The organism is Silvibacterium acidisoli (assembly GCA_022870745.1).
GTDB lineage: Bacteria > Acidobacteriota > Terriglobia > Terriglobales > Acidobacteriaceae > Silvibacterium.
Map to the genome: position 1 here is coordinate 4,952,378 of CP085323.1, position 22,320 is coordinate 4,974,697.

The window sequence follows — 22,320 nt, forward strand, 5'->3', positions numbered from 1 at the left end:
TCCCCGGCTGATTCCGCGTCGAGTAATACTTTGGCGATTGTGCCTTGAAGGAACCAGCTGGCACGGCTCGACACCAAGGCCCTTGCTCAAGAGTTGGCGAAGGGCCTGCGGAGCCGAAGACGATGAGTACGGAGCAACTCGTCGCTCGACCGCCCTTGTCTTCTCAGGCGGAAACCGGGATCTGAATCGTCACCTGTGTGCCCTGCCCTGGCCGGCTTGCAATCTCTACCGCCCCGCCATGAAGTACAGCAATACTTCTGACAATCGCCAGACCAAGCCCCGTGCCTCCGGAGTTGTGAGAGCGCGATGAGTCGACGCGGAAGAATCGGTCAAATACCTTCGGCAGCGCCTCTGCGGGGATACCTACGCCGGTGTCAGTGACCTCAATTCGTAACGTCGACGGATCTATATCGGTACTCAGCATTACGGTTCCACCGGGCGGAGTGTGCGCCAGGGCATTGGCCACAAGGTTGTTTATAGCCCTTTGCATAAGCGACCGATCCAGACGCGCGACGATCGGCCCAGCCAGGTTGGTCGACAAGCTGATTTCGCCTTCAGCGGCCGAAGCTTCGTAATACTCCCGGACAGTGCTGAGTAATGCGCCCACATCCACCTGCTCCTGGCGCAGGTGTAAGAGCGGGCTTTCCGCCCGGGCAAGAAAGAGCAGATCACCAATCAAATCCGATAGCCGCTCAGACTCTTCGAGACAAGATTCAATGACGGCGCGGTATTCGCCCGATGTACGTTCACGCGCGAGCGCGACTTCTGCCTCACCGCGAATGTTATTGACCGGCGTGCGCAGGTCGTGGGCTATGTCGGTGGAGAACTTAGCGATCTGCTCGAAAGATTCTTCCAACCGGTCCAGCATTTGGTTGAAGGTGTTGGCCAGCACCGCAAGCTCGAACGGATAACCATCCGGCAGGATGCGCTCTCGCAAATTTGTGGAACTGATGTGCCGGGCCGTCGTCGCGACTTCTTCCACCGGACGGATGCCATGTCGTGCAATCTGATATCCGACCCACGGAAAGATGATGGAACTTGCGAACAGAATGGACCAGAACCAGAAGCGGTAGCGCGCGAGCAACTCCTCTTTCTGTGAGACATCGACGGCGATTTCCAACTGATCCGTGGAACGCGGCGGAGAGCCTACCTGCGCGGAAGTGCTGATGATGCGGAAAGAACGGCCATCTTTCCCCTTCAGGCGCATGGGACGGTCAGGACGATTCCGCGTTTGCGCAGTGAGTTGCGAGAGATCCAGCTGGCTGGCCATGCCTGGCGTCATAAGCAGCTGTTTGCCGTGAGCATCGAGAACACGGATATAGAACTGCTCATATCGTCGCGCGGCTGACTCCAGTTCTACCTCTTCATGCAAGCCATCCTCGTCGTCAGGCCTCTCAAGCAGCAAAGTGCGCAGTACATGCACCTTGTCTGCAAGAAATAAAGCGGTGCTCTTCTCCAGCTCGTTTGCCAATACGAGATAGAGGCTCGCGGTTGCGAACACCACAAGGAGCAGCCCTGCCAGCGCATAACCGGCTGTCAGCCTGAAGGCCAGCGTGCGCCAGAGCCGGGAAATGGGCGCAAGGCTAGTGGTCGGATTCCATGACATAGCCCGCACCCCGGACAGTGTGTATTAACTTAAGCGGAAAAGGGTCGTCGACCTTACCACGCAGCCGGCGCACATTGACGTCAACGACATTGGTGCCGCTGTCGAAGTTCATATCCCATACGGCTTCGGCAATTAGCGTTCGCGAAAGCACCTCGCCGGTGCGCCGCGCCAGGAGCGATAAGAGAAGAAATTCTTTTGCGGTCAGATCCAGTCGCTGCCCGGCTCGCGTGGCACGCTGGCGCAGAAGGTCGATCTCCAGATCGGCGAGGCAGATTTTCTCCTGGGTTCGTGGCGGACCGCGGCGCAGAAGCGAACGCACCCTGGCCAGCAGCTCTGAAAAAGCGAAGGGCTTCACCAGGTAATCGTCCGCACCCAGCTCGAAGCCCTGCACACGCTCGTGGATGGCGTCTCGAGCGGTCAAGAACAATACCAGGACCGATCCGCGTGCCTCGCGCAGCCGCGTGAGTATCTGCCATCCATCCATGCCGGGCAGCATCACGTCCAGGATGATGAGGTCGAACTGCGACTCTTGTGCAAGGTGCAGTCCATCCAGCCCATTCGCGGCAATGTCGACGACAAAGCCCGCCTCTCCCAGCCCTTTCTTGAGGAATCTTGCCGTCTTGGCCTCATCTTCAATTACGAGGATTCTCATGATCTGCCAGTCCTGGATCCGTTCAGCCCTAGAACTCCAACCGCACTGCAAATTGCATTTCGCGCGGAGTTCCGGAGCCGACCGGAGTGATCGGCGATACGATGCTCGTATTCACCGTGTTGATAATGCTTCCGAATCCGTTGAGGTTCGATGGGTTGAAGGTCGCTTGCGGCTGACCCAGTTGCGGGTGGTTGAAGATGTTGTAGAACTCAGACCTGAACTCCGCATGCAGGCGGTCTGAAAATGCAATGGTCTTGCTGGCGCCGGTATCTATCTGCCATGTTCCCGGGCCGCGTACCAGGTTCCGCGGCGCGTCTCCGAACTCTCCATGTGGAAGCGTGAAGGCCGCGGGATTGATCCACTGCGAAATTCTTCTACCACCCGGCGGTGTGAGAGATACTCCCGGAATCCGGTCTGGCCGCTGTGTACCTGTGTTTCCATCGGGCGCGGTGTAGCTGCTGGGCAGCAGAATGTTCACCGGGAAGCCGGTGCGAGCGAGAGCAGTCGTTGTAAGCTTCCAGTTCCCTGCGATCGCGTTCGCAATGCTATTCCGGTTTAGCCATGGCTTGCCCCGGCCGAAGGGCATTTCGTAGACTGCGTTTCCATTGATCACGTGGCGGGCGTCCCAGGCTCCGCTGGCCCAGTCGCATGCGGGACACCTTGCATTCTGTGGCGAAAGATTGTCGCCGTCCCCGCTCCCGTTGGATCCGTTGTCCAGCTCGTGGGTGTACGCGTAATTCATCGCAACCAGCAGCCCGTTAGAGAACGGCCGCCTCAGCGACACCGACAGGCCGTTATAGGAGCTTGCACCGATCGAACCGCGCCAGCCAATAGCGGGAGCAAAGGCTGGATATTGCGCCAGGCCAGTTGCCGGATCGATCAGGTTGACTACATTGGTCTCCAGCAGATGAACGCCGTGGCTACCCAGGTACGAGATGCTGGTTACGAAGTTTGCAGGCAACTGCTGCTGCACTGAGAGGTTCCACTGCTCGACATAGGAATCCTTGCGATTTCGCTGCTCGGCATTCGGAGAGATCGTTCCCGCTCCAGTGAAATATGAGTCGACGGGATAAGTCACATCTTTCACCGAGTAAGACGGAACCTCGTTCTTTGCAGGCAGATTCTGATCGTCGAGCTGGCCATCCTCGTGATAAATCCCGAAGCCCAGGTGAAAGATCGTCTTCCCGCTACTCGACGGCGAATAGGATAGTGCAACCCTCGGATCGAGGTCGCCGTAGTTCTGCTGACCGAAGCTCGCGCCGACTCCACAGAAGCCCTGGGGTCCGCAGGTATCGAAATCGAACGGATTCGCTTTGCCATGCGCTTCCGTGAAGATCTGAAAGACCGTGTATCGCAGCCCCAGGTTAAGCGTGAAGCCGGGCCGCAACTTGAACTCGTCCTGGGCGTAGCCGATGATCCAGTTCTTGCGCAGGTCGTTTACAGGCAGAGCCCCGGTGAGGGTGGCCCGGTTAACCTGGTTCGCAGCCATCTGATCCAGGGTGGAGAAGGTGACCTTACCGTGCTCTCCATAATTCTGATTCAACTGGATGTGACGAACCTCGACGCCGGCCTTGAAGGTCTGCCGGCTGTGAACCCAGGTCAGGTTGTCGATCCACGAAAAGGCGTTGCCGACATAAATGCTGTTGTAGTCATAGTTCTGCGTGATCAATCCTGGGCCAGGACCCGTGGCAACCGCAATCTGATAGACCGAGCCTGTGAGGCTTGAATTGTATGTATTAGAGGTCGAACGGTTGAAGCCGAACTTTACTTCGTTCACGAGACCGGGGTTGAAGACTTCCAGCAGCTCAAGCGCTCCGTTGATCGGTGTCGTCACTCTCTGCTGCAGGTCGGTCGCGGCTGCTGCGAATGGCTGCGTATCGACAGACCTGTCGTAGTTGAAGCGCATGAAGGCGGTTGTCCGGGATGTGAAGTGCTGGTCGAGACGCATCATGACCGAACTCTCGTTGACCACCTGCGTGCAGGAACAGGTAAGCAGGTCATAGTCCGCGTAATTCGGATCGCCCGGATCGTTCGCAGGCGTATAAGGCGTCAGGATGGTTTTGGGACCGGCACCCGGATAAGCTTGCAAGAGCGGATAAACAGGAGATGAGGTCGGCACTGTTGCCTTGAAAGCCGCACTCGGTACATCGCCGCTTATCGGGTAGCCCCAAACCTGCCGATAGGCTTCAGAAGCGATATAGAAAAATGTCTTATCGCGTATGACAGGACCACCTAACGAGCCCCCAAATTGATTCAGGCGGAGTGGTTGCTGCGATTGACCATTGGAAGCCCACGATGGCTCGGGCGCGTCAAAAGCGTCGTTCCGCAGAAACTCGAATAGCCGGCCATGAAAGCGATTTGTACCAGCAATCGAAGAGACCGCCAGTTGCGCTCCGCCGGTCGCGCCCACTTCAGCGGAAGACTGCAGCGTGTCGACGCGGAATTCCTGGATTGCATCGAGTGGGATCGAAAGACGCGCCCAGGCTCGCTGCGTCTGATTCACGATGTTGGTGGCATCGACGCCGTCGTAGGTAAAGTTGCTGTCGTCGAGGCCCCTGCCTGCAAAGCGTATGGAGCGCTGGTTGCTCCCGCCAGTATCGATGGCGCCGGAAACGAAAGCTGTCAGTGCTGCCCAGTTACGCCCGTTTAGAGGGAGTTCATCGGCCTGCGTTCTCTCTATAAGACCCGTCACTGCGCTGTTGTTGCCATCCATCAGCTCTGAGCTGGTGGAGACATTCACCCGCTCTTCACCTCCTGCTACCTGCAGCGTCGCATTGAGCGTTCGTGTCTGCCCTATTGCCTGTTCTGAGCCTGCGAAGGTGAGGGTTTTGAAGCCGGGGTGCTCGAACGTCACAGTGTAGTTGCCGACTGGAAGCTCGGGAAGCTCGAATCTGCCGTCGGGATAAGAGAACGCCTCGCGCCGCAACTGCGTTGAGTTCTCAGTGGCAACAATGTGAGTCTGACCCAGCACACGGCCGGACTGGTCCATCACTGTGCCTGTTAAGGCGCTGCGATCCACCTGGGAAAAACATCTTGATTGCGAGAGGAAGAGCAACATCGCCGCGATGACAGGTGCACTGAAAGCAGTGGAGAAGCGAAATCTTTGCATAACGGACCTCGGGGAAAGGTAGAGCAAGTATGTGACAGGCAACTGTCACTCGTATCCCCAGGCTCCCTCAGCGGACCGTCAAAACTGGATGATTTCTGGGACGTTCATAGATTGCGATTTCGTAATCTACGGCATGAGGGGTCAAGGGGTCGTTACAAATGGCAATCGCAATTGTTAATAAATGATTGGAATTTTATGTTGCTGGATCGCCTTCCCTAAGTTCTTCAATATCGCAAAAAAAGATGACAAAAATGTAATCTTTGCGTCACCTCTGTGTTCTGACCGCAGTTCTACTCTCCCGTTGTGCGCGATTCGTTGGCGCCATTCAGCAGATTTCCCCCTTCCGCTCACACTTCTGCTGACCGCGATGTGCGGGTATCTCTTATCCGATAAGCACGCCAAACCTTGGCGACGAACGAGCAAGCCTGAAGGAGAGATTTCGATGTCTCAAGCCAGTGGTCATCAGGACTCAAAACGCAGACCTGAAGTTGGGTCAGGCATACGACGCCTGACCGTATTAAGCGGCCTGCTATGCGTTGGATTGAGCGGATTCGCTCAGTCCGTGCCGTTTCCAACCTATACCGTAGGACCCCAGCCAGACGGCTCGTATGTTGTCAGTGACGGCACGATCATCACGCCAGCCGGAACACAGGTAGACCTAGGCATCAGGGTTCGCGCCAAAGCCGTTGCACTAAATCCCACCGGCAATCACACCGCTGCGGTTCTCACCATGGGAACCTCGGCAAGCGATGGCAACGGCGCGGTCGAAATATTCAACACGAAGACCGGCGCCGTCCTTCAAAGCTACAACAGCGTCGGCGGCACGGATTCGAGCGGCAGCCACAACGGTATCTCGTACACGCCGGACGGCAAGTATCTCCTGTTCAGCCAGGACAGCAGCTACGTCGCCATAGCCAAGGTCGCTGCTGATGGCAAACTCTCAGACTATGCCCACGTCAGCGTTCCCATTAATGGCAGCCTCTATCAAATCGATGGAACTCCGTTCGATTATCAGTTGAGCGGCATCAAATGCTATCCGGACTCCTCTCCGGGAACTGACGGCAGCTATGCCCACCAGTGCGGGCACACGGTTGGAACAAACTCTACCTCGTACCCTCTGGGCCTCGCCGTCTCTCCGGATGGGAAGACTGCATATTCGGTTCTCGACGTAAACGACACCCTGACCAAGATCGATCTCACCAGTTCCAAGCCGATGGAAGGCGCGCAGATCCGCGTCGGCAATGTTCCTCACAGCGTCGTGATTTCAAGCGACGGGCGGACCGCCTACGTCTCCAATGAAGCCGGCCGTCTGACCACGAAAAACGACAGGCGGCTCTACTCGGATGGCACACCGGTTGCGACGGACGACCTGACAGGCGCTACAACAACAGGCACGGTTTCAGTCGTCGACCTGTCGAGCTTCAGGGTCGTCAAGACAATCAACACCGGCCTGCATCCTACCGGAATGGCGTTCTGGGGCCGCAACCTGCTGGTCGCTAACGCCTATGACGACACGATCTCTGTGATCGACACTGGCTCTGACGAAGTGGTTCGCACCATCAACCTCGCCCTGCCGATCAAGGTTCCCGGCGAGAAGAAAGCCGTCTACGGCGCCGGGCCAAACTCGATTGCCGTCGACACAAATCACGACATCGCCTATGTTGCCCTGTACAACGCCAATGCAGTGGCCGTGGTCGATCTCAACAGCGTGCCGAGGGATGCCGTCCTGGGCCTCATCCCGACGGCCTATGCTCCAAGCTCGATTGTGCTCGATCAGAAGGACAGAACACTGATTGTTGCCAACGACAAAGGTGTCGGCAGCAAGGGTATTCCTCCTCAAAACTCGTTCGGAACAGCTCACGGCGTTACGAGCTATAACACCCATCAGGATCTCGGCACGGTAAGTATCATTCCGCTGCCAGACGTCTATCAGCTGGCCGACTGGACCAATCAGGTCTACCTGAATAACCACTGGGATCTGAAGAGAAACATTCGCAGCGCCGGTGGTGGCGATCCCAACGTAAGAGCCACCGTTCTTCCGAAGAAGATCGGCGATCCCTCACTAATCAAGCATGTATTCCTGATCATTCGCGAGAATCGCACCTACGACCAGATATTAGGCGATGTGGACGGTGGCAATGGCGATCCCTCGCTGGCGGTCTTCGGCGCTGGCGTCACGCCGAATGCCCACACCCTGGTTCAACGCTTCCCGCTGCTCGATAACTTCTACGATCCAAGCCGCCAGTCAGCCGATGGACACAACTGGATTGTGCAAGCCATGGCTCCCTACTCCGACGACATCCAGTCGCCGGACTGGGTTCGTGACTATCCCTCCAATGGTGGCGATGCCATCGCTTACCAGAAGAAAGGCCACCTCTGGGACCAGGCTGTCAAAGCGGGCGTCCGGTTCAAGAACTTCGGCGAATACATCGAGTGGAACTCCTTCGATGTGCCGGGTTGCACGCCTACGCCGGGATTCAGCGGAAGCTGCCACCCCACCTGGAGCCAGTTCTACGATGACACGCTGGCTTACGAGTCCGGCAAGGAGAAGCAGCTCAAATACTTCTCCACCATTCGCTCGCACTCCCCGCTTCACAACCTCATCATCAACACCGTTCAAAACTATCCGCAGTTCGATCTCGATATCCCGGACCAGTATCGTGTCGATATCTGGAAGCAGGATTTTGAAAAGGATGTGAAGGGCGGCACGGTTCCGCAGTTGAGCATCATGTGGATCAGCTCCGACCACACAGGCGGCCCGCCGACCGCACAGGCCATGGAAGCCGATAACGACCTCGCGGTGGGACGTTTCGTCGATATCATCAGCCACAGCAGCGTGTGGTCGTCTTCAGCGATCTTTGTTGAAGAAGACGATGCGCAGGACGGCGTGGATCACGTAGACGGTCACCGCAGTCCGGGATACGTCATCAGCCCCTATGTCCGCCAGGGCGGTGTCGTGGATTCGACCTACTACACGCAGGTCAACATGACCCGCACGATCGAACAGATTCTTGGGCTGCCTCCGATGAATCAGTTTGACCTCGTGGCTTCGCCGATGAAGACGCTCTTCGTCGACAATCCGCCTGCGGACAACTTCAAGCCATGGACACACGTCGCCAACCTGATTCCGCTGGATATGGGTGTCACTTCGCCATCCGCATCGCTCAGGAATGAAAGCCCATCGGTGAAGGCGTTGAGGGTCGGATGGATGAAGAAGAAGACCCAGATCTTCGCCGGCAAACACACCAAACCCGACTCCGAGGATCCGGATACCGTTAACCACCTCAACTGGTATGAAGCAACCGGATTTTCCCGTCCCTATCCTGGAGAGGCGAAAGTGCGCCCTCCCAGCGACTTCAACCACCGCAAGGCTCCTGCTGGAGATCAGGACGACGACTAAATGATCTCTCGCAATTACAAGCCCTCGCCCACAAGATGGGCGAGGGCTTTTTAATGGCGATCATCCACATGCCGGACTCGCATCGAGTCATTCACCCATTACCGCAAGATAGACGATCTGTCGGAGCGCTTCAGCGGTTCGATCCTTTATCGGCATTCCCGCCCTTCACGGGAACTCAACTGTGGCTGCGGTACAATCCTGCTAGAGTCCCCAGAAGCAACTTTCGAGGTCCAGAGCACCGGTATTGCAGATGCATTCAGCCACCGACCACAAGGCCGGCCTCGTGAGAATTGCCGAGTCTCCAGAACTGCGCGACAAGCTAAAAGAGCACCTTGAGGATGTTGTCGAAGGGGCTGCTTTCCGTGGCAGTCCGCGCTGTGGTCAGTTTCTGCGCTACATCCTCAGCCAGGCGCTCCTACTGCGCTACGATTCGCTCAAAGAACGGGTGATCGGCACCGAAGTTTTCGGCCGCCTGCCTGACTACGATACTGGCGAGGATGCAATCGTCCGGGTCACGGCCAGCGACGTCCGCCGCCGCCTGTTAAAGCACTATGACGGAAACGCGAAAGACTCGCCGTTTCGCATCAGCCTGCCGCTGGGCTCCTACGCGCCCGAGGTGGATTATGCCGAGCCGCCCCCGCTAAACGAAGCTGTGCTCACCGCCGTGGCCCCGGTTATGGCCGTTGCGGAACAGGCCGTTCCTGCAGCCGCTCCCCGGCCGGCGCGGCGCAGAGTACCGTGGACGACCCTGTTCTGGATCAGCGTCGCAGTCAACGTGCTGACCCTCGGCTGGCTGGCGGGCTCACAACTGTGGACACAGTATTGGAGTTCCGAGGCAAAGACGGCCAGACTTCTGCCCTGGCTGGAGCTGTTTCAGTCCGGGCACCGCACGATCCTGGTTCCAAGCGATCCTGAGATTGCAGAAATCCAGATGATGCAGGGAACGCAGGTTGCGGTCACGGACTACGCCAAGCATTTCTATATCAATCCCGAAAAGCTCCCGGCGGCGGCGGCACCCTTTGTCCACGGCTTTATGCATGGCAACAAATCCGCGCTGGTCGATACGCCGATCGCCATACATATCGAACGGCTGGCCGATGCCCGGGGCTCCGGCATAACCATGATCGCCCCGCGCAGCGTGCAGTTCTCCGACCTCCGGACGGACGACAACTTCATCTTCCTCGGTAGTCCGCAATCGAACCCCTGGACCCAGCTCTTTGCCGATCAGCTTGACTTCCGCTTTGCCTACGACGCCCCGACGCAGGCGGAATATATCGAGAACCTGCACCCCCGGCCGGGCGAGCAGGCTAAGTACTTCGGAACCTTTGGCCGCGACGGCGGCTCCTATGCCATCCTGGCACTGGTCGGCAATCCCGATCAAACCGGAAAAGTGCTGCTTCTGGCCGGCCTTACCAGCGAGGCTACTGAGTCTGCCGGGATGCAGGTCATGGATAGCGCCGGACTCAAAGACGCACTTGGCCGTTGCGGACTGGCTGGCGGCGGTACCCTCAACCAGCACTTCGAAATGCTCCTGCACCTGCAATGGGTCGCGAATTACCCCAATCACATCAAAGTAGTGGCTTGTCACCAGCTGCCGTAGTGGCCGGACGAGCCCGCCTGAAACGACCCATCCCTCGCCGATATTAATTCTCCTGTCCCTGCAGACTCCTGCCTGCGAAAAGCCTCGCCGCGCGTAAAAGCCAGCCAGCGGCGACGGCTCGGGGAGATTGCCTCCACTATTCATCGCACGTTCACGGGGCTGCTCTCAGCCGCGGCAGGTTGCTACCGTTAACCCTCCCGCTCCCTACCAAGACACTTATTTTCAACAAGATATAGAAGACGTTAGCAGCGGTAGCAACGTTGTGCGACGACTTGGCAGGCGGCTACGGTAAAGACGTTATCACGCAGAAATCCCCTGTTCCTGGCTCCATTGCAAATGGGCCTGGGGATTTCTGCGAGGAGTCTGGAATGAGAAGCCTTCAGCAGCAGATCTGGAAACACAGTCGGAGAGCGCCTGCACCAGCGCTCGCACTTACGATGCTGGCCACCTCCTGGATGCCGGCTCCAGCCACAGCGCTCGGGGCGGCAAAGCCGGACCGCGCGGTGGCCGTACCGGAGGCGCAGGCACGGGCCCGCGCCGAGGCTCTGGTGCGGCACATGAGCCTTGAGGAGAAGGTTGGCCAGATGCATGGCTTCCGCGACCGTGATCACTTCCGCGAAGTCCCAGCCATCCCCCGGCTGGGTATTCCCGAACTGCGTGTGACCAACGGACCAGCGGGCGTGGGCCCCGGCGACGCCGGGGTCCAGGCGAAGGCTACGGCGCTGCCAGCGCCCATCGCCCTGGCCGCGACCTGGGACCCGGAGGCAGCCTACGCTTATGGACAGCTTGCGGGTGAGGAGACGCGGGTGGTCGGCGAAAACCTGCTCGAGTCTCCAGATGTCAACATCGTGCGCGTTCCCCAGGGCGGCCGCACCTTCGAGTCTTTCAGCGAGGATCCATGGCTGGCTGCACGGATGGCGGTCGGCGAGATTCGCGGTATTCAAAGCGCCGGCGTGATGGCCAACGTAAAGCATTATCTGGCCAACAACCAGGAGACGGGGCGCAGCTCGATCGACGAGATCATCGACGAGCGCACCCTGCACGAGATCTACCTGCCCGCCTTCCGCGCCTCAGTCGAGGAGGCCGGCGTCGACTCGGTGATGTGTGCCTACCCCCGCGTTAACGGCGCATACAACTGCGAGAATCCGCGGACGCTCGGCATCCTGCGCGGGGAGTGGAAATTTCGCGGCTTCGTCATGTCGGATTTCGGCGCAGTGCACAGCACTCAGCCCAGCCTCGAGGCCGGGCTCGATCTGGAGATGCCGACAGGCAAGTACTTCGGCGATACGCTGCTCGCGGCCGTTAAGAGCGGGCAGATCGCGGAGGGCCTGCTCGACCAGGCGCTGGTGCGCCGCTACACGGTGATGATCGAGCGCGGCCTGTTCGCCCGCCGGCCAGCGCCGCCTGCCCCAATCCCGGCCTTTGAGCACGGCGCCGAGGCGCGGAAGATCTCAGAAGAGTCGATGGTGCTGCTCAAGAACGAGGGCGGCCTGCTGCCGCTCGACGAGCGCGAGCATGGCCGGATAGCCCTGATCGGCCCCGACGCGGTGCGCGCAATGGTCGGCGGTGGCGGCAGTTCCTACGTGAATCCGCTCTACACCGTGCGCCCCGAGGATGGCATCTACTCGCATCTCGAATCGCAGGCCCATCTCGAGGTGCTCGACGGTTCCGACATCGACGCAGCCGTCAAAGCGGCCAGGCGCGCGAAGGTCGCCATCGTGATGGTGGGCGATGACGAGGGCGAGGACCACGATCATGCGCTCGCGCTGCCCGGCAACGAGGATGCGCTCATCCGCGCAGTGGCCGCGGCCAACCCCCACACGATCGTGGTCGTAAAAAGCGGCTCAGCGGTGTTGATGCCCTGGCTCGACCAGGTGCCGGCGGTGCTCGAAGCCTGGTATCCGGGTGAGGAGGATGGAAACGCCGTTGCCGACGTGCTCTTCGGCCAGTCCGATCCGGGCGGACGGCTGCCCATCAGCTTTCCCAGGCGTACCGAGGACACTCTTGCCCGCGACCGCTCGCTTTACCCCGGCGAGAACGGCGAGGTGCATTACGGAGAGGGGCTGATGGCAGGTTATCGCGGCTACCAGGCCGGAAACATTGAGCCCCTCTTCCCTTTCGGCTTCGGGCTCTCGTACACCAGCTTCCGCTTCTCCGGCCTGAGCGCAAAGCCGACCGGCATCGGGGAAAAACGCACCGTAGAGCTTCGCTTCCAGGTCACCAACACCGGCCTGCGTGCCGGCTCGACCGTGGCCCAGGTCTACGTCGGATTCCCTCCTATCGCCGAAGGAAACGAGCCGCCACTGCAGTTGAAGGGCTTTGCGAAGGTCAGGCTTGCTGCCGGGGCGTCCGAAAGTATCGCCCTCACGCTGCCCGCGGAGGCCTTCGCATACTGGTCGCCGCAGTCGGGCGGATGGAAACAGGCGCAGGGCCAGTTCTCGATCCTGCTTGGTTCCTCTTCGGCGGATCTGCCGGAGCGGGCGGCGGTAATGCTGCGCTGAGGCAGGCCGCCACAGACGATCGCACGAGATGAGAGCCGCCGCAGCACTCGCTGCCGTGGCCGAGGAACGCGCCCTCTGCAACTGGCGGGCGCAGGCACGCATACGTGTGCGTGTCGTAACGCAGCACACAACCTGAAGTTTTTATGGAGATGCAATGACGCAGCAGCGGCAGGATCTTTCGACTGTTGACGGCTTGTACGGCCGGCAACGAAGCCTGAGACGAAGCGCGTGGCTCGCGCTGGCCTGTATGGCCGGCCTGAGCGGCGTGGCCGTCGCCCAGGTCTCGACCCAGGGCACCATTACCGGCGTCCTCACTGACCCCGGCAATACAGCGCTCCCTAACGCCCACATCACCGTCACCGATGTGAAGACCAACGTCTCAACCGAGGTGCAGACCAATGAGACCGGCTACTACGAGGTCGATAACCTCAACCCCGATACCTACACCATCACCATGAGCGCCGAAGGCTTCGCGACCGTTGTCCGCCAGGGCATTACACTGCCCACCGGCGGCAAGATCGCCGTCCCCATGACGATGAAGTACAGCAGCAAGGCCGAGACCGTCACCGTAACCGCCGACGCTTCGCTGCTTAACACCGAATCGGCTTCCAACGGCCAGGTGCTGACGACAAAACAGATCGAGCAGCTGCCCGCCTCAGGCGCCAACCCGATGCAGATGGCCCAGCTTGCTCCCGGCGTCCAGGCTCCGAACTCGCAGATCTACAGCGCGGGCGACACCCTCAGCTGGAATGGCGTCTCGAAGTTTGGCGCCAACGGCTACCTGAACGGCAATGAGTGGATCCTCGACGGCGTAAACAACATGGGCAATCCACGCGGCAACGCCGTGCAGCTCTCGGAAGAAGAAGTGGACCAGATGAAGGTGGAAACCATCTCCTTCGAGCCTGAGTTCGGCCACACCATGGGCGCCATGATCACCCAGACCACCAAGTCAGGTGGCAACATGTTCCATGGAACGGTGCACTGGTTCTACCAGGATTCTGCATGGGAAGCCATGGAGCACTTCCAGGGTCTCAGCTACCGCTATCAGCAGTCCAAGTCCGGCTGCACCGACGGAGCCGATACCAGCGCGGCCTGCCTGTTGCTCAAGTACAAGTACGGCATCCCCGGCACGCACACCAATATCAGCTCGTTTTCCCTCGGCGGCCCGGTGCTGATCCCCCACGTCTTTGACGGTCGCAACAAGCTGTTCTTCTTCGTCGACGTCAACAACGACGTCTGGTCGCAGGCTGCGACCGGCACCACCAGCGTACCCACGGTGCAGGAGCGCTCGGGCGACTTCAGCGACCTGCCCGTCTCCAGCAGCGTGCCGGCTTCCTACACGGCGGCCTGTGGCACCGGGGCCGCCTACTTCGGCCAGTACCAGCTCTACAATCCCTTCTCCGTCACTCTGGATGCGAAAGGCGTTCCGCGCCGTACGCCGATCTGCGGCAACGTGGTGCCGTCCAACCTGATGACCACGACAGCAACGCTCTCGAAGTTCTACAACAGCCTGCTGCCCGTTCCGACCCAGAATAGCCCGACGGGCAGCAATTACGCCTACACTACGCTTGCATCCATCACCTACCGGCAGTTCACCCAACGCATGGACTTCGCCCCGACCGATCGCGACCATGTCTACTTCCGCTGGTCGCGCGTGCATTACAACGATCAGCAGGGCGAATTTCTGGAGGGCGGCATCGACCGCGAAGTCAGCCCCAAGTGGATCGTCCTTGGCGCGTTCGGCTACAACCACATCTTCAGCGACAGAACCGACCTGAACGTGACCGTGGGCGCTTCCAGCTGGAAGACCGGCTGCTGCTATTACCCCGGCTATGAGCAGGTGACGGCGGCCTCGGTCGGCCTGCCCTCTTACATTGACGGCTACGGCGGCGGACAGCCCACGCTGCCCATCTTCAGCGTGGGCAGCTACGCGCAGGTCGGCCAGGAGAACAACTCGCCGCAGACCTTCCGCAACCTCTCGGTCAGCTCCGTGCTCAACCACGTCTACCACAACCACACCATCCGCGCCGGCGCCGAGTGGCAACAGCAGAGCGAGTCGCAGCCGGCCCAGGGCAACACCTCCGGCACCTTCACCTTCGACGACACCTATACGCAGGAGAACAACGGTACCGACAGCACCTACTCACAGTCCACCTGGGGCCAGTCCTATGCGGCCTTCCTGATGGGCATCCCCACCAGCTCATCGATCGGCCAGGGCTACCCGGTCTCCATTCGCACTCCTTACTATGCGCTGTTCGTCGGCGATAACTGGCGCGTCAACCGCAAGCTGACCATCATCCCCAGCATCCGCTTCGAGTATGAGTTCGGCCCCTCGGAGATTCACAACGCGCAGATCGTGGGCTGGGACCCGAATGCGACACTGGCGATCGCCGGCGAAGCAAACACGGCCTATCAGGCAACGCTGGCCTCGGCCACCGCGGCACAAAAGGCCGTCATGCCAGCCTCGCTGACAATCAAGGGAGGCCCCCTGTACGCGGGCGTCAACGGTGCGCCGACACGGCAGTTCATCAATGACCACCGCTTGCTTCCGAGGCTCGGCTTCGCCTACCAGGTCGACAGCAACACCGTCGTACGCGGCGGATACGGCCTGTACACCGACACCATCAACGCGCATGACGAAGGCGGCAGCCCTCATTCCGCCATCTCGCCCGTCGGAGGCACCTGGAGCGGTGTGGAGTTCTCCAGCAATCAGGGCGGCTACTCCACCTCGACCACCGACAACTCCTCGACCACGTACGGCGCGAACTTTGCGCAGGGCTCCACGCCACTAAGCGATCCCTTCCCCGCGGTCAACGGCATGCGCTTTGACCCGATCATCGGCAATGCCGCAGGCTCGCTTTACTACGTCGGCACCAGCCCCACCATCTACGACCACAACATGAAGCCCTCGCGCGCGCAGCGCTGGTATGTGGGCCTGCAGCACCAGTTCGGATCGTCGACCATGGTCGAGGTCGCTTATGTCGGATCGTGGGTCAAGGACATCCCGATCTCCCATTCCATCGACCACGCACCCGAGGGCCTTTTCACCGGCGGCAACCAGCCCAACACCGCGGCCAATGCCCTGCTGAGCAGCCAGGTCACCAACCCTTTCCGGATCTCAAACTTCGGCGACCTGGCTCAAAGCAATGCGGCCGCCTATAACCGCATGGCGCTCAACAGTTATTTCACCGCGGCAAAGATCAACCTCTCGTACCTGCTGACGGCGGACCCGCAGATGACAGGCTTCGCCATGTACCAGTCTCTCGGGGAGTCGCACTTCCAGGAGCTCCAGTTCAACCTCACCCGCCGCTACCACAGCGGGCTCACCCTGATGGGAGCACTGCAGCTCAACGATCAGCATGATCGCGACTACTTTGCGAACGTCTACGACCCTGCTCCAAGCTGGGAGCCCTCGAACAACAGCATGCCGTACCGCGTCACCGGCGAGGCGCTTTACGAACTACCCTTCGGCCACGATCGCGAGTGGCTGCGCAACGGCATCGCCTCAAAGGTCCTGGGAGGCTACCAGCTGACCGGCTCCTATGAGCGCCAGCCGGGCCCGCTGCTCGTCTTTAGCAACCTGTTCTATATCGGCACCCCCAACAAGGACATCAAGCTGAAGCATCCGGTCTATGTGAACAACCAGGCCAACGGCGGCTCCAACTACGTCCAGTGGCTCAATAAGGGCAAAGTGACCGCTTCCTACTCCGGCGGCACCTGCACCTATACGGGCACGGGCTTCGTCACCAACTCCAGCTGCCAGCCAAACAGCTACAACGAGACTGTCTTCCCCACCCGCGTCAACGGTGTCCGCGCCCAGGCCACCGATACCATCCAGATGGGCGTGCAGCGCAAGGTGGCGATCACCGAACGGGTCGGCTTCGAGGCACGCATCGAGGCCTACAACCTGCTCAACCGCCAGGTGCTCGGCACCCCGAACGTGACCCCGACCTCGGCCACCTTCGGCCAGATCACCGCCGATGGCGGCTCGAATGGCAGCGGAAACGGACGCTGGCTCTCAATCCAGGGACGCCTGCGCTTCTAAATCCTGAACATGTGCAGGAGCAGCCTCCTCCCGGAGTCCGCTCCTGCACGCAACCCTCTTGAAACCCCCTAAAGGCGGCGCTGGCATGACGATCTCGAGACGTAAAGTTCTAAAAAGCGGCATGGCCGCGGTAGGTGGCGCAGCCGTTGCGCCTCGATGGCTACAAGCGATCGTGCCCTCCGGGCGGCAGGATGCAGGCGATGTGGCCAGCTTCGTCGACCCGATCATCGGCACCGGCTGGCGCGGCCACACCTACCCCGGCGCCGTCGCTCCTTTCGGACTCGTGCAGCTTAGCCCGGACACTGCCGGCGCTCCCGAACCACGATGGAATGTACGTGACTACACCGTCTGGGAGCACTGCTCCGGATACCACTACCCGGACGACATCATCCATGGCTTCAGCCATACACACCTGCAAGGCACCGGCGGTAAGGATCTCGGCGATCTCCTCGTCATGCCTCTCGTAGAAGGCCGCAACTGGTCCTGGCAGCCGAGCACCGTTTCCGCCCAGGCCGAGATGCAGCGGCAGGCACTCGGCGAAGATTCCGGATGGGTTCCATCGGCTGCCGAGTCGGGTTACAGCTCGCGCTTCCGCCATGATCGGGAGCACGCCCGTGCCGGCTATTACAGCGTCTATCTCGAGACGCCGCGCGTCGAGGCCGAGCTGACCGCGACCGCCCGCTGCGGCTTCCATCGCTACCGCTTCGAGCCAGCCAGCTCCGCCGCATATGGCCTCATGCTCGATCTCGAGCACGGCATTGGCTGCGCCGTCTACGCCGCCACGCTCACCGTGGAGAGCCCCACTCGCCTCTCCGGCATGCGCTCCACGCACGGCTGGGCAAAGGATCGCCAGGTCTACTTCGTTATCGAAGCGCCAGGTGGCTGGGAGCGCCTCACGCTGCAGGTCGACGGCGCAGAGTCTGAAGGTGCGGTTGGAAAAAACTACACCGGGCAGCGCATCAAGCTGATCCTCACGCTGCCGAAGGGCAAGCGCGAAGCGACGCTGCGCGTCGGCATCTCCGGCACCGGCATCGAGGGCGCGGCTAAGAATCTCGCCGCCGAAGCCGCGGGCCATACCTTCGACGAGGCATGCGCCGCCTCCGCCGCGGCCTGGAAGCGAATACTCGACATTGCCACTGTCGAGGCTGCGGATGCTGCTGTGTTCTACACCGCCGCCTACCATGCGCAGACCGTGCCAATGACCTACAGCGACATCGACGGACTCTATCGCGGACAGGACCATCGCAATCACGCCAGCGAAGGCTTCACAAAGTACACCGGCCTTTCCATCTGGGATATCTATCGGGGGCAATTTCCCTGGCTCTCGCTCACGCAGCCGCAGCGCATCGACGATATCGTCAAGACCATCCTTGCCGACGCCCGCCAGTTGCCTGAAGGCGTGCTGCCCATGTGGCCACTATGGGGGAACGAGACCTGGAGCATGAACGGCTTCCACGCCGCGGCAATGATCCTCGGCGCTTATGTGCGCGGCTTCCGCGGCTTCGATATCGAAGCGGCCTACACTGCGATTCGCGAGACCGCGCTCGGCGGCGCCTCGATCAAGAAAAATCGCGAGATGCAGGCTGCCTTCCGCGAATCAGGCTATGTGCCTCTCGAGCTGCGTGACGGCTCGGTCTCCTGTTCGCTCGATCTCGCCTACGATTACTGGTGCGTCGGCGCAATGGCCGAGCTGCTCGGTCACGACGCCGACGCGCACGAGTTCTACGGCTACAGTGCGAACTACCACCGCCTCTTCGATGAAGGGACCGGTTTCATGCGAGCGCGCCACACCGATGGAAGCTGGCGCGAGCCTTTCCGTCCCGACCAGGAATACGACGACTATGTCGAGAGCGACGGCTGGCAGGCAGGCTTTGTCGTACCTCACGACGTGGCCGGGCTCATTGCGCTGCACGGCGGCGATGAAGCATTCCTCCGCAAGCTCGAAGCCTTCTTCACCGCGTCCTCTGAAATCATCGACGCGCGGCCCGACGTCACCGGCATGATCGGCCAGGATGCGCAGGGCAATGAGCCCGGCAACGCACATCCTTACCTGTTCGTCTTCGCCGGTGCGCCATGGAAGACCCAGTACTGGGTGCGCAAGGTCGCCTCGCTCTATCGCAGCACGCCCGCCGGCATTCCCGGCAACGATGATTGCGGGCAGCTCTCGAGCTGGTACTGCTTCGCCACGCTCGGCTTCTACCCCGTCAACGCGGCCAACGGCGTTTATGTGATCGGAAGCCCGCTGGCGAAACGCGCAACGCTCCGCAACGCGCGCACAGGCAAAAACTTTGCAGTGATCGCCGAGAACAACTCGAAGGCAAATGTCTATATCGCGTCTGCCGAACTCAACGGCCGTCCACTGGATCGCGCCTGGCTCACGCACGCAGAGATAGAGCAGGGCGGCGAGTTACGGCTCGTGATGAGCGACATCCCGAACCGGAAATGGGGCGCTGATTCACACTTGCGCCCACCTTCACAACTCTTGCGTGATGTAACCAGGGGATAGACCGTACGAACGGAGGAATGCACTGCGGCAGAAAGTCGTAACAGCCGCGGTAGATCTCACGACACACCGCTGCAGAAGACTTCCCGCCACTCCGACTGGCTCGCACAGTACGTATGACGTTCCGATAATGCCTGCGCAACTGTATACAGTTACGCAGGCATGCGGCTCAGATGTTGTTGTCTCCATACGTTGCATCTATTGCACCGATGGGAATCGTCGTGAGATTCCTCTTCATTCACTCTGGTTTTGCCACCGGCACATCATTTCGTGCTGGGAGGCTCGAGCAATGCATCGACACAGCCGGATGCTGCGGTGACTGGATTGCAGCGTGCAACCAGACCATGTGGCAGACCGACAAAAAACCCTGTCCACTTCGCCGGCTCAGAGGATGGATAGTCCGTGCTCAGCATCTGCGCGCCGCTGGATAGCGCCGCATCGGCACGAGTATGATCGTTTCTCCGGGCCTCTTCCGTACCATCGTCGGTTCGCGTGCGGATCAGATAACCCTGCCTGGCCAGCGCATCGATCTCTTCTTTCGGACCGTCATTTTCTTCGGTGAAGGCCGCATCCGGCGCGCCCGGTGTGGCGTTCGTGAAAATCACACGGCCGCGGAGCGATGGATGCCCCTCGGTATAAATCGCCTCGACTGGCCGTTGGTCCATAAGAAAAACCACCTTGCCGCGAGCCTTGGCAAGAGTGGGCCAGCCTCCGGATTTTCCGGCTGAAGTTGAGTTCATCGTGGCCTGGATTGCCTCGAATAACGTGCCATAGTCGCCTCTGACCTGGTCGGGAGTAATCATTTCCTGCTCCGAGAAAACCGAGCGAATCTCGGCATCAAGTGCATCGAACGTCTTCGAGGTGAAAGGCTCTGGCCCATCTGGATTCGGAGCAGCACCGCGACGCCCCTCCTTCGTTTCGACCAGGATAAAAACCGGCAAATGTTGCGGGTGGTCTTTTGACCAGGCTCGTATCGTTGTCAGGCACGCGATGAAGGTATGGCACGAACTCCTCTGGTCCACATTCAGAACGTGCATCACTTTAAAACCGGGCCTGTCCATTTCATGGTTCGGATCGAAATCCGGATCTGGCGGCAAGCCAGCCTGGGCCACTTTGTCAACGATCGCCGGATGCGCATAGCGGCCACCCTTGGAATCGGCATAAACGTCAATCTCAAGCTGGCGAACCCCGCCGGACAGCTGATCGCCAAGCGGAGCATGTGCGTAATCAAGCGCGCGCATCGCCTTTGGATTCTGCTGCTCGATCAATTTATGCTCACTCGGTGCAATACCGGTGTGATAGCTGTTATGCGTCCCAATCACCTGGATTTGATTGATATGCATGCGTTGGTCTTGTTGAGCAGACGTCGCCTGTTGGGCAACGGAATAGAAATGGAGCAGAAGGATCGCAGGAAGAACAGCAATGAACTTTTGCATCGAGAATATCCTTTGTTCAAATCGAATTTGGCCCTACAGGCGTTTTCAAAAGTTGGGATCGAAGTTGAAATAGATCGGGTTCGACAATCCGATCATGTTGCCGCTGAGCGCCATCGATTTCGGCACCTCAGGATAGGCTGTCTGCGGACCAGTGACCTCGACGCGATAATAGGTACGTCCAATTGATGCTGGAGTGTCAGTAAACTCAACCGCTGGCGTAGCACCTTCCGCTTTAAGCGTCTTGAATGGATCTCCATTTTTGACAACGCTCACGGTGTAGTCCCCACCAGGTATGGTTTTCCCTGCCAACTGCACCCGGAAGGTGACAGGCTTGCCCGTAGGCTTGGCATTGTCGCCCATCATCATGTCCATCCTGCCGTCTCCGTCAAGGTCGGCATAAAACTCAACCCGTGGCCCATACGGATTGGCACTGACGGCGACTCGCCCGTTCGTCAAGGCATCCACCACCGCCTGCAAGGTACGCGCCTTGGCGAAGACCCAGGTAGTTGGCGTGCCGACATAATTGGCTTCCCGCTGGTAGCTGTTCTTCGTTGCTAATTCGGGCGAGTCCGGAGTGCCATGATGCGAATCACTTCCCCCTCTACCCGTAAGCTTGCGGCCCGAGGAGAGCATATCGTCCCAGATCATGATGGCGTTGGCATTCTTCGGCCATACCGCGGAGTTCCACACCTCGATGGAATCGACCATATCGTAGGAGAAGCCAAAATGATCTTTTCCGCTGGGGTGATTGGCAGAGAGATGAACGCCCAGTTCTTTCTTGACCGCTCCAATCACAATATCCCGCTGATCGCGAACGTCATAGAGTCGCTGGTGGTCGTATGGCCTCGCCGAGAAAATATTGCCGTGGCCGCGGGTTGTCGTCCACTCCGCGCCATACAAAAGCAGTACGGAATCCGATTTGAATTCAGGATCAATCCAGGTGTTGTGCGCCACATCTCCCTGTACATGATTGTCATGATCGGTGATGCAGATGAAATCCATACCTACAGACTTCGAAAAGTCGATGATTTTCGCTTCGGAATTGTTGCTGGAATCATGGCTGTGCCGGGAATGCAAGTGAAGATCACCCTTAAGCCATATTCCGTCACTGAGGCTCTGTATCGGCGGAAGCGGGCCAGGATCTGTAGGCGCCCATGGGTTTGCATGCTCTGCCTGACCAAATACCGTGCCGCCAGCACCTGTGAGAGCAAGCAGCAAGAGAAGCCCTCGGGAGAGAGCAAGTGTTTGGGATGAACGGATCGAGAAACGGAACATCCGGGAATATCTCCTTGAATAAGCTGAGCGTGTTGTTGCCATACTTATCCAAGGGCGAAAGAGAAAAAAGGGGTTTTACAGGGGTGAGATTTAAAGCTCGGCTGCAGACCAATGCCTTCAATCAGATGGAGTCGGCAGGGGCGGAAGCTTCCTGGATTTTCACACGGTCACGTGTACGGATGTACTCAGCATA

Annotated in this window: 10 protein-coding genes; 5 read left to right on the top strand and 5 right to left on the bottom strand. The window is 59.6% G+C overall.

Annotated elements, in window-relative coordinates:
- Window positions 1–163 precede the first annotated feature (163 nt).
- Genes LJD29_RS20325 through LJD29_RS20335 form a run of 3 tightly spaced genes read right to left on the bottom strand, consistent with a single transcriptional unit; the run spans window position 164 to window position 5,367 of the window.
- Window positions 164–1,606, bottom strand: coding sequence for a heavy metal sensor histidine kinase (locus tag LJD29_RS20325; RefSeq protein WP_446743405.1), 1,443 nt, complete (start codon window positions 1,604–1,606; stop codon window positions 164–166).
- On the bottom strand, window positions 1,584–2,258 hold the full coding sequence (locus LJD29_RS20330) for a heavy metal response regulator transcription factor (RefSeq protein ID WP_446743406.1): 675 nt from the start codon (window positions 2,256–2,258) through the stop codon (window positions 1,584–1,586). The genes LJD29_RS20325 and LJD29_RS20330 overlap by 23 nt, the downstream gene beginning before the upstream one ends.
- A gap of 28 nt (window positions 2,259–2,286) precedes the next feature.
- Window positions 2,287–5,367, bottom strand: a complete 3,081-nt coding sequence (locus tag LJD29_RS20335) for a TonB-dependent receptor (protein ID WP_446743407.1) — start codon at window positions 5,365–5,367, stop codon at window positions 2,287–2,289.
- Between the two features lie 442 nt (window positions 5,368–5,809).
- On the opposite strand from LJD29_RS20335, the gene LJD29_RS20340 reads away from it, so the two are divergent.
- From LJD29_RS20340 to LJD29_RS20360, 5 genes are all read left to right on the top strand, one after another.
- The gene (locus LJD29_RS20340) at window positions 5,810–8,767 is read left to right on the top strand and encodes an alkaline phosphatase family protein (protein WP_446743408.1); all 2,958 of its coding nucleotides are present in this window, start codon (window positions 5,810–5,812) and stop codon (window positions 8,765–8,767) included.
- 250 nt (window positions 8,768–9,017) lie between these two features.
- The gene (locus tag LJD29_RS20345) at window positions 9,018–10,367 is read left to right on the top strand and encodes a hypothetical protein (RefSeq protein WP_446743409.1); all 1,350 of its coding nucleotides are present in this window, start codon (window positions 9,018–9,020) and stop codon (window positions 10,365–10,367) included.
- 368 nt (window positions 10,368–10,735) lie between these two features.
- A complete protein-coding gene (locus tag LJD29_RS20350) occupies window positions 10,736–12,868 on the top strand; it encodes a beta-glucosidase (RefSeq protein ID WP_446743410.1) in 2,133 nt (710 codons plus the stop codon).
- Between the two features lie 154 nt (window positions 12,869–13,022).
- Window positions 13,023–16,913: an outer membrane beta-barrel protein gene (locus tag LJD29_RS20355; RefSeq protein WP_446743411.1), complete on the top strand. Its 3,891-nt coding sequence runs from the start codon at window positions 13,023–13,025 to the stop codon at window positions 16,911–16,913.
- An 85-nt stretch (window positions 16,914–16,998) separates the two neighbouring features.
- Complete coding sequence (locus LJD29_RS20360) at window positions 16,999–19,419, top strand: GH92 family glycosyl hydrolase (RefSeq protein ID WP_446743412.1); 2,421 nt, start codon at window positions 16,999–17,001, stop codon at window positions 19,417–19,419.
- 260 nt (window positions 19,420–19,679) lie between these two features.
- Here LJD29_RS20360 and LJD29_RS20365 read toward each other — a convergent pair whose 3' ends face one another.
- Complete coding sequence (locus LJD29_RS20365; RefSeq protein WP_446743413.1) at window positions 19,680–20,759, bottom strand: phosphatidylinositol-specific phospholipase C1-like protein; 1,080 nt, start codon at window positions 20,757–20,759, stop codon at window positions 19,680–19,682.
- Window positions 20,760–20,897: 138 nt separating this feature from the next.
- Complete coding sequence (locus LJD29_RS20370; protein ID WP_446743414.1) at window positions 20,898–22,169, bottom strand: CehA/McbA family metallohydrolase; 1,272 nt, start codon at window positions 22,167–22,169, stop codon at window positions 20,898–20,900.
- Between the last annotated feature and the right edge of the window lie 151 nt (window positions 22,170–22,320).

What these genes read in the sequence shown, in the direction of transcription:
- LJD29_RS20345 (WP_446743409.1), top strand. Translation starts at nt 9,018, where the DNA reads ATGCATTCAGCCACCGACCACAAGGCCGGCCTCGTGAGAATTGCCGAG.
- LJD29_RS20335 (WP_446743407.1), bottom strand. Translation starts at nt 5,367, where the DNA reads ATGCAAAGATTTCGCTTCTCCACTGCTTTCAGTGCACCTGTCATCGCG.
- LJD29_RS20355 (WP_446743411.1), top strand. Translation starts at nt 13,023, where the DNA reads ATGACGCAGCAGCGGCAGGATCTTTCGACTGTTGACGGCTTGTACGGC.
- LJD29_RS20340 (WP_446743408.1), top strand. Translation starts at nt 5,810, where the DNA reads ATGTCTCAAGCCAGTGGTCATCAGGACTCAAAACGCAGACCTGAAGTT.
- LJD29_RS20330 (WP_446743406.1), bottom strand. Translation starts at nt 2,258, where the DNA reads ATGAGAATCCTCGTAATTGAAGATGAGGCCAAGACGGCAAGATTCCTC.
- LJD29_RS20370 (WP_446743414.1), bottom strand. Translation starts at nt 22,169, where the DNA reads ATGGCAACAACACGCTCAGCTTATTCAAGGAGATATTCCCGGATGTTC.
- LJD29_RS20365 (WP_446743413.1), bottom strand. Translation starts at nt 20,759, where the DNA reads ATGCATATCAATCAAATCCAGGTGATTGGGACGCATAACAGCTATCAC.
- LJD29_RS20350 (WP_446743410.1), top strand. Translation starts at nt 10,736, where the DNA reads ATGAGAAGCCTTCAGCAGCAGATCTGGAAACACAGTCGGAGAGCGCCT.
- LJD29_RS20325 (WP_446743405.1), bottom strand. Translation starts at nt 1,606, where the DNA reads ATGTCATGGAATCCGACCACTAGCCTTGCGCCCATTTCCCGGCTCTGG.
- LJD29_RS20360 (WP_446743412.1), top strand. Translation starts at nt 16,999, where the DNA reads ATGACGATCTCGAGACGTAAAGTTCTAAAAAGCGGCATGGCCGCGGTA.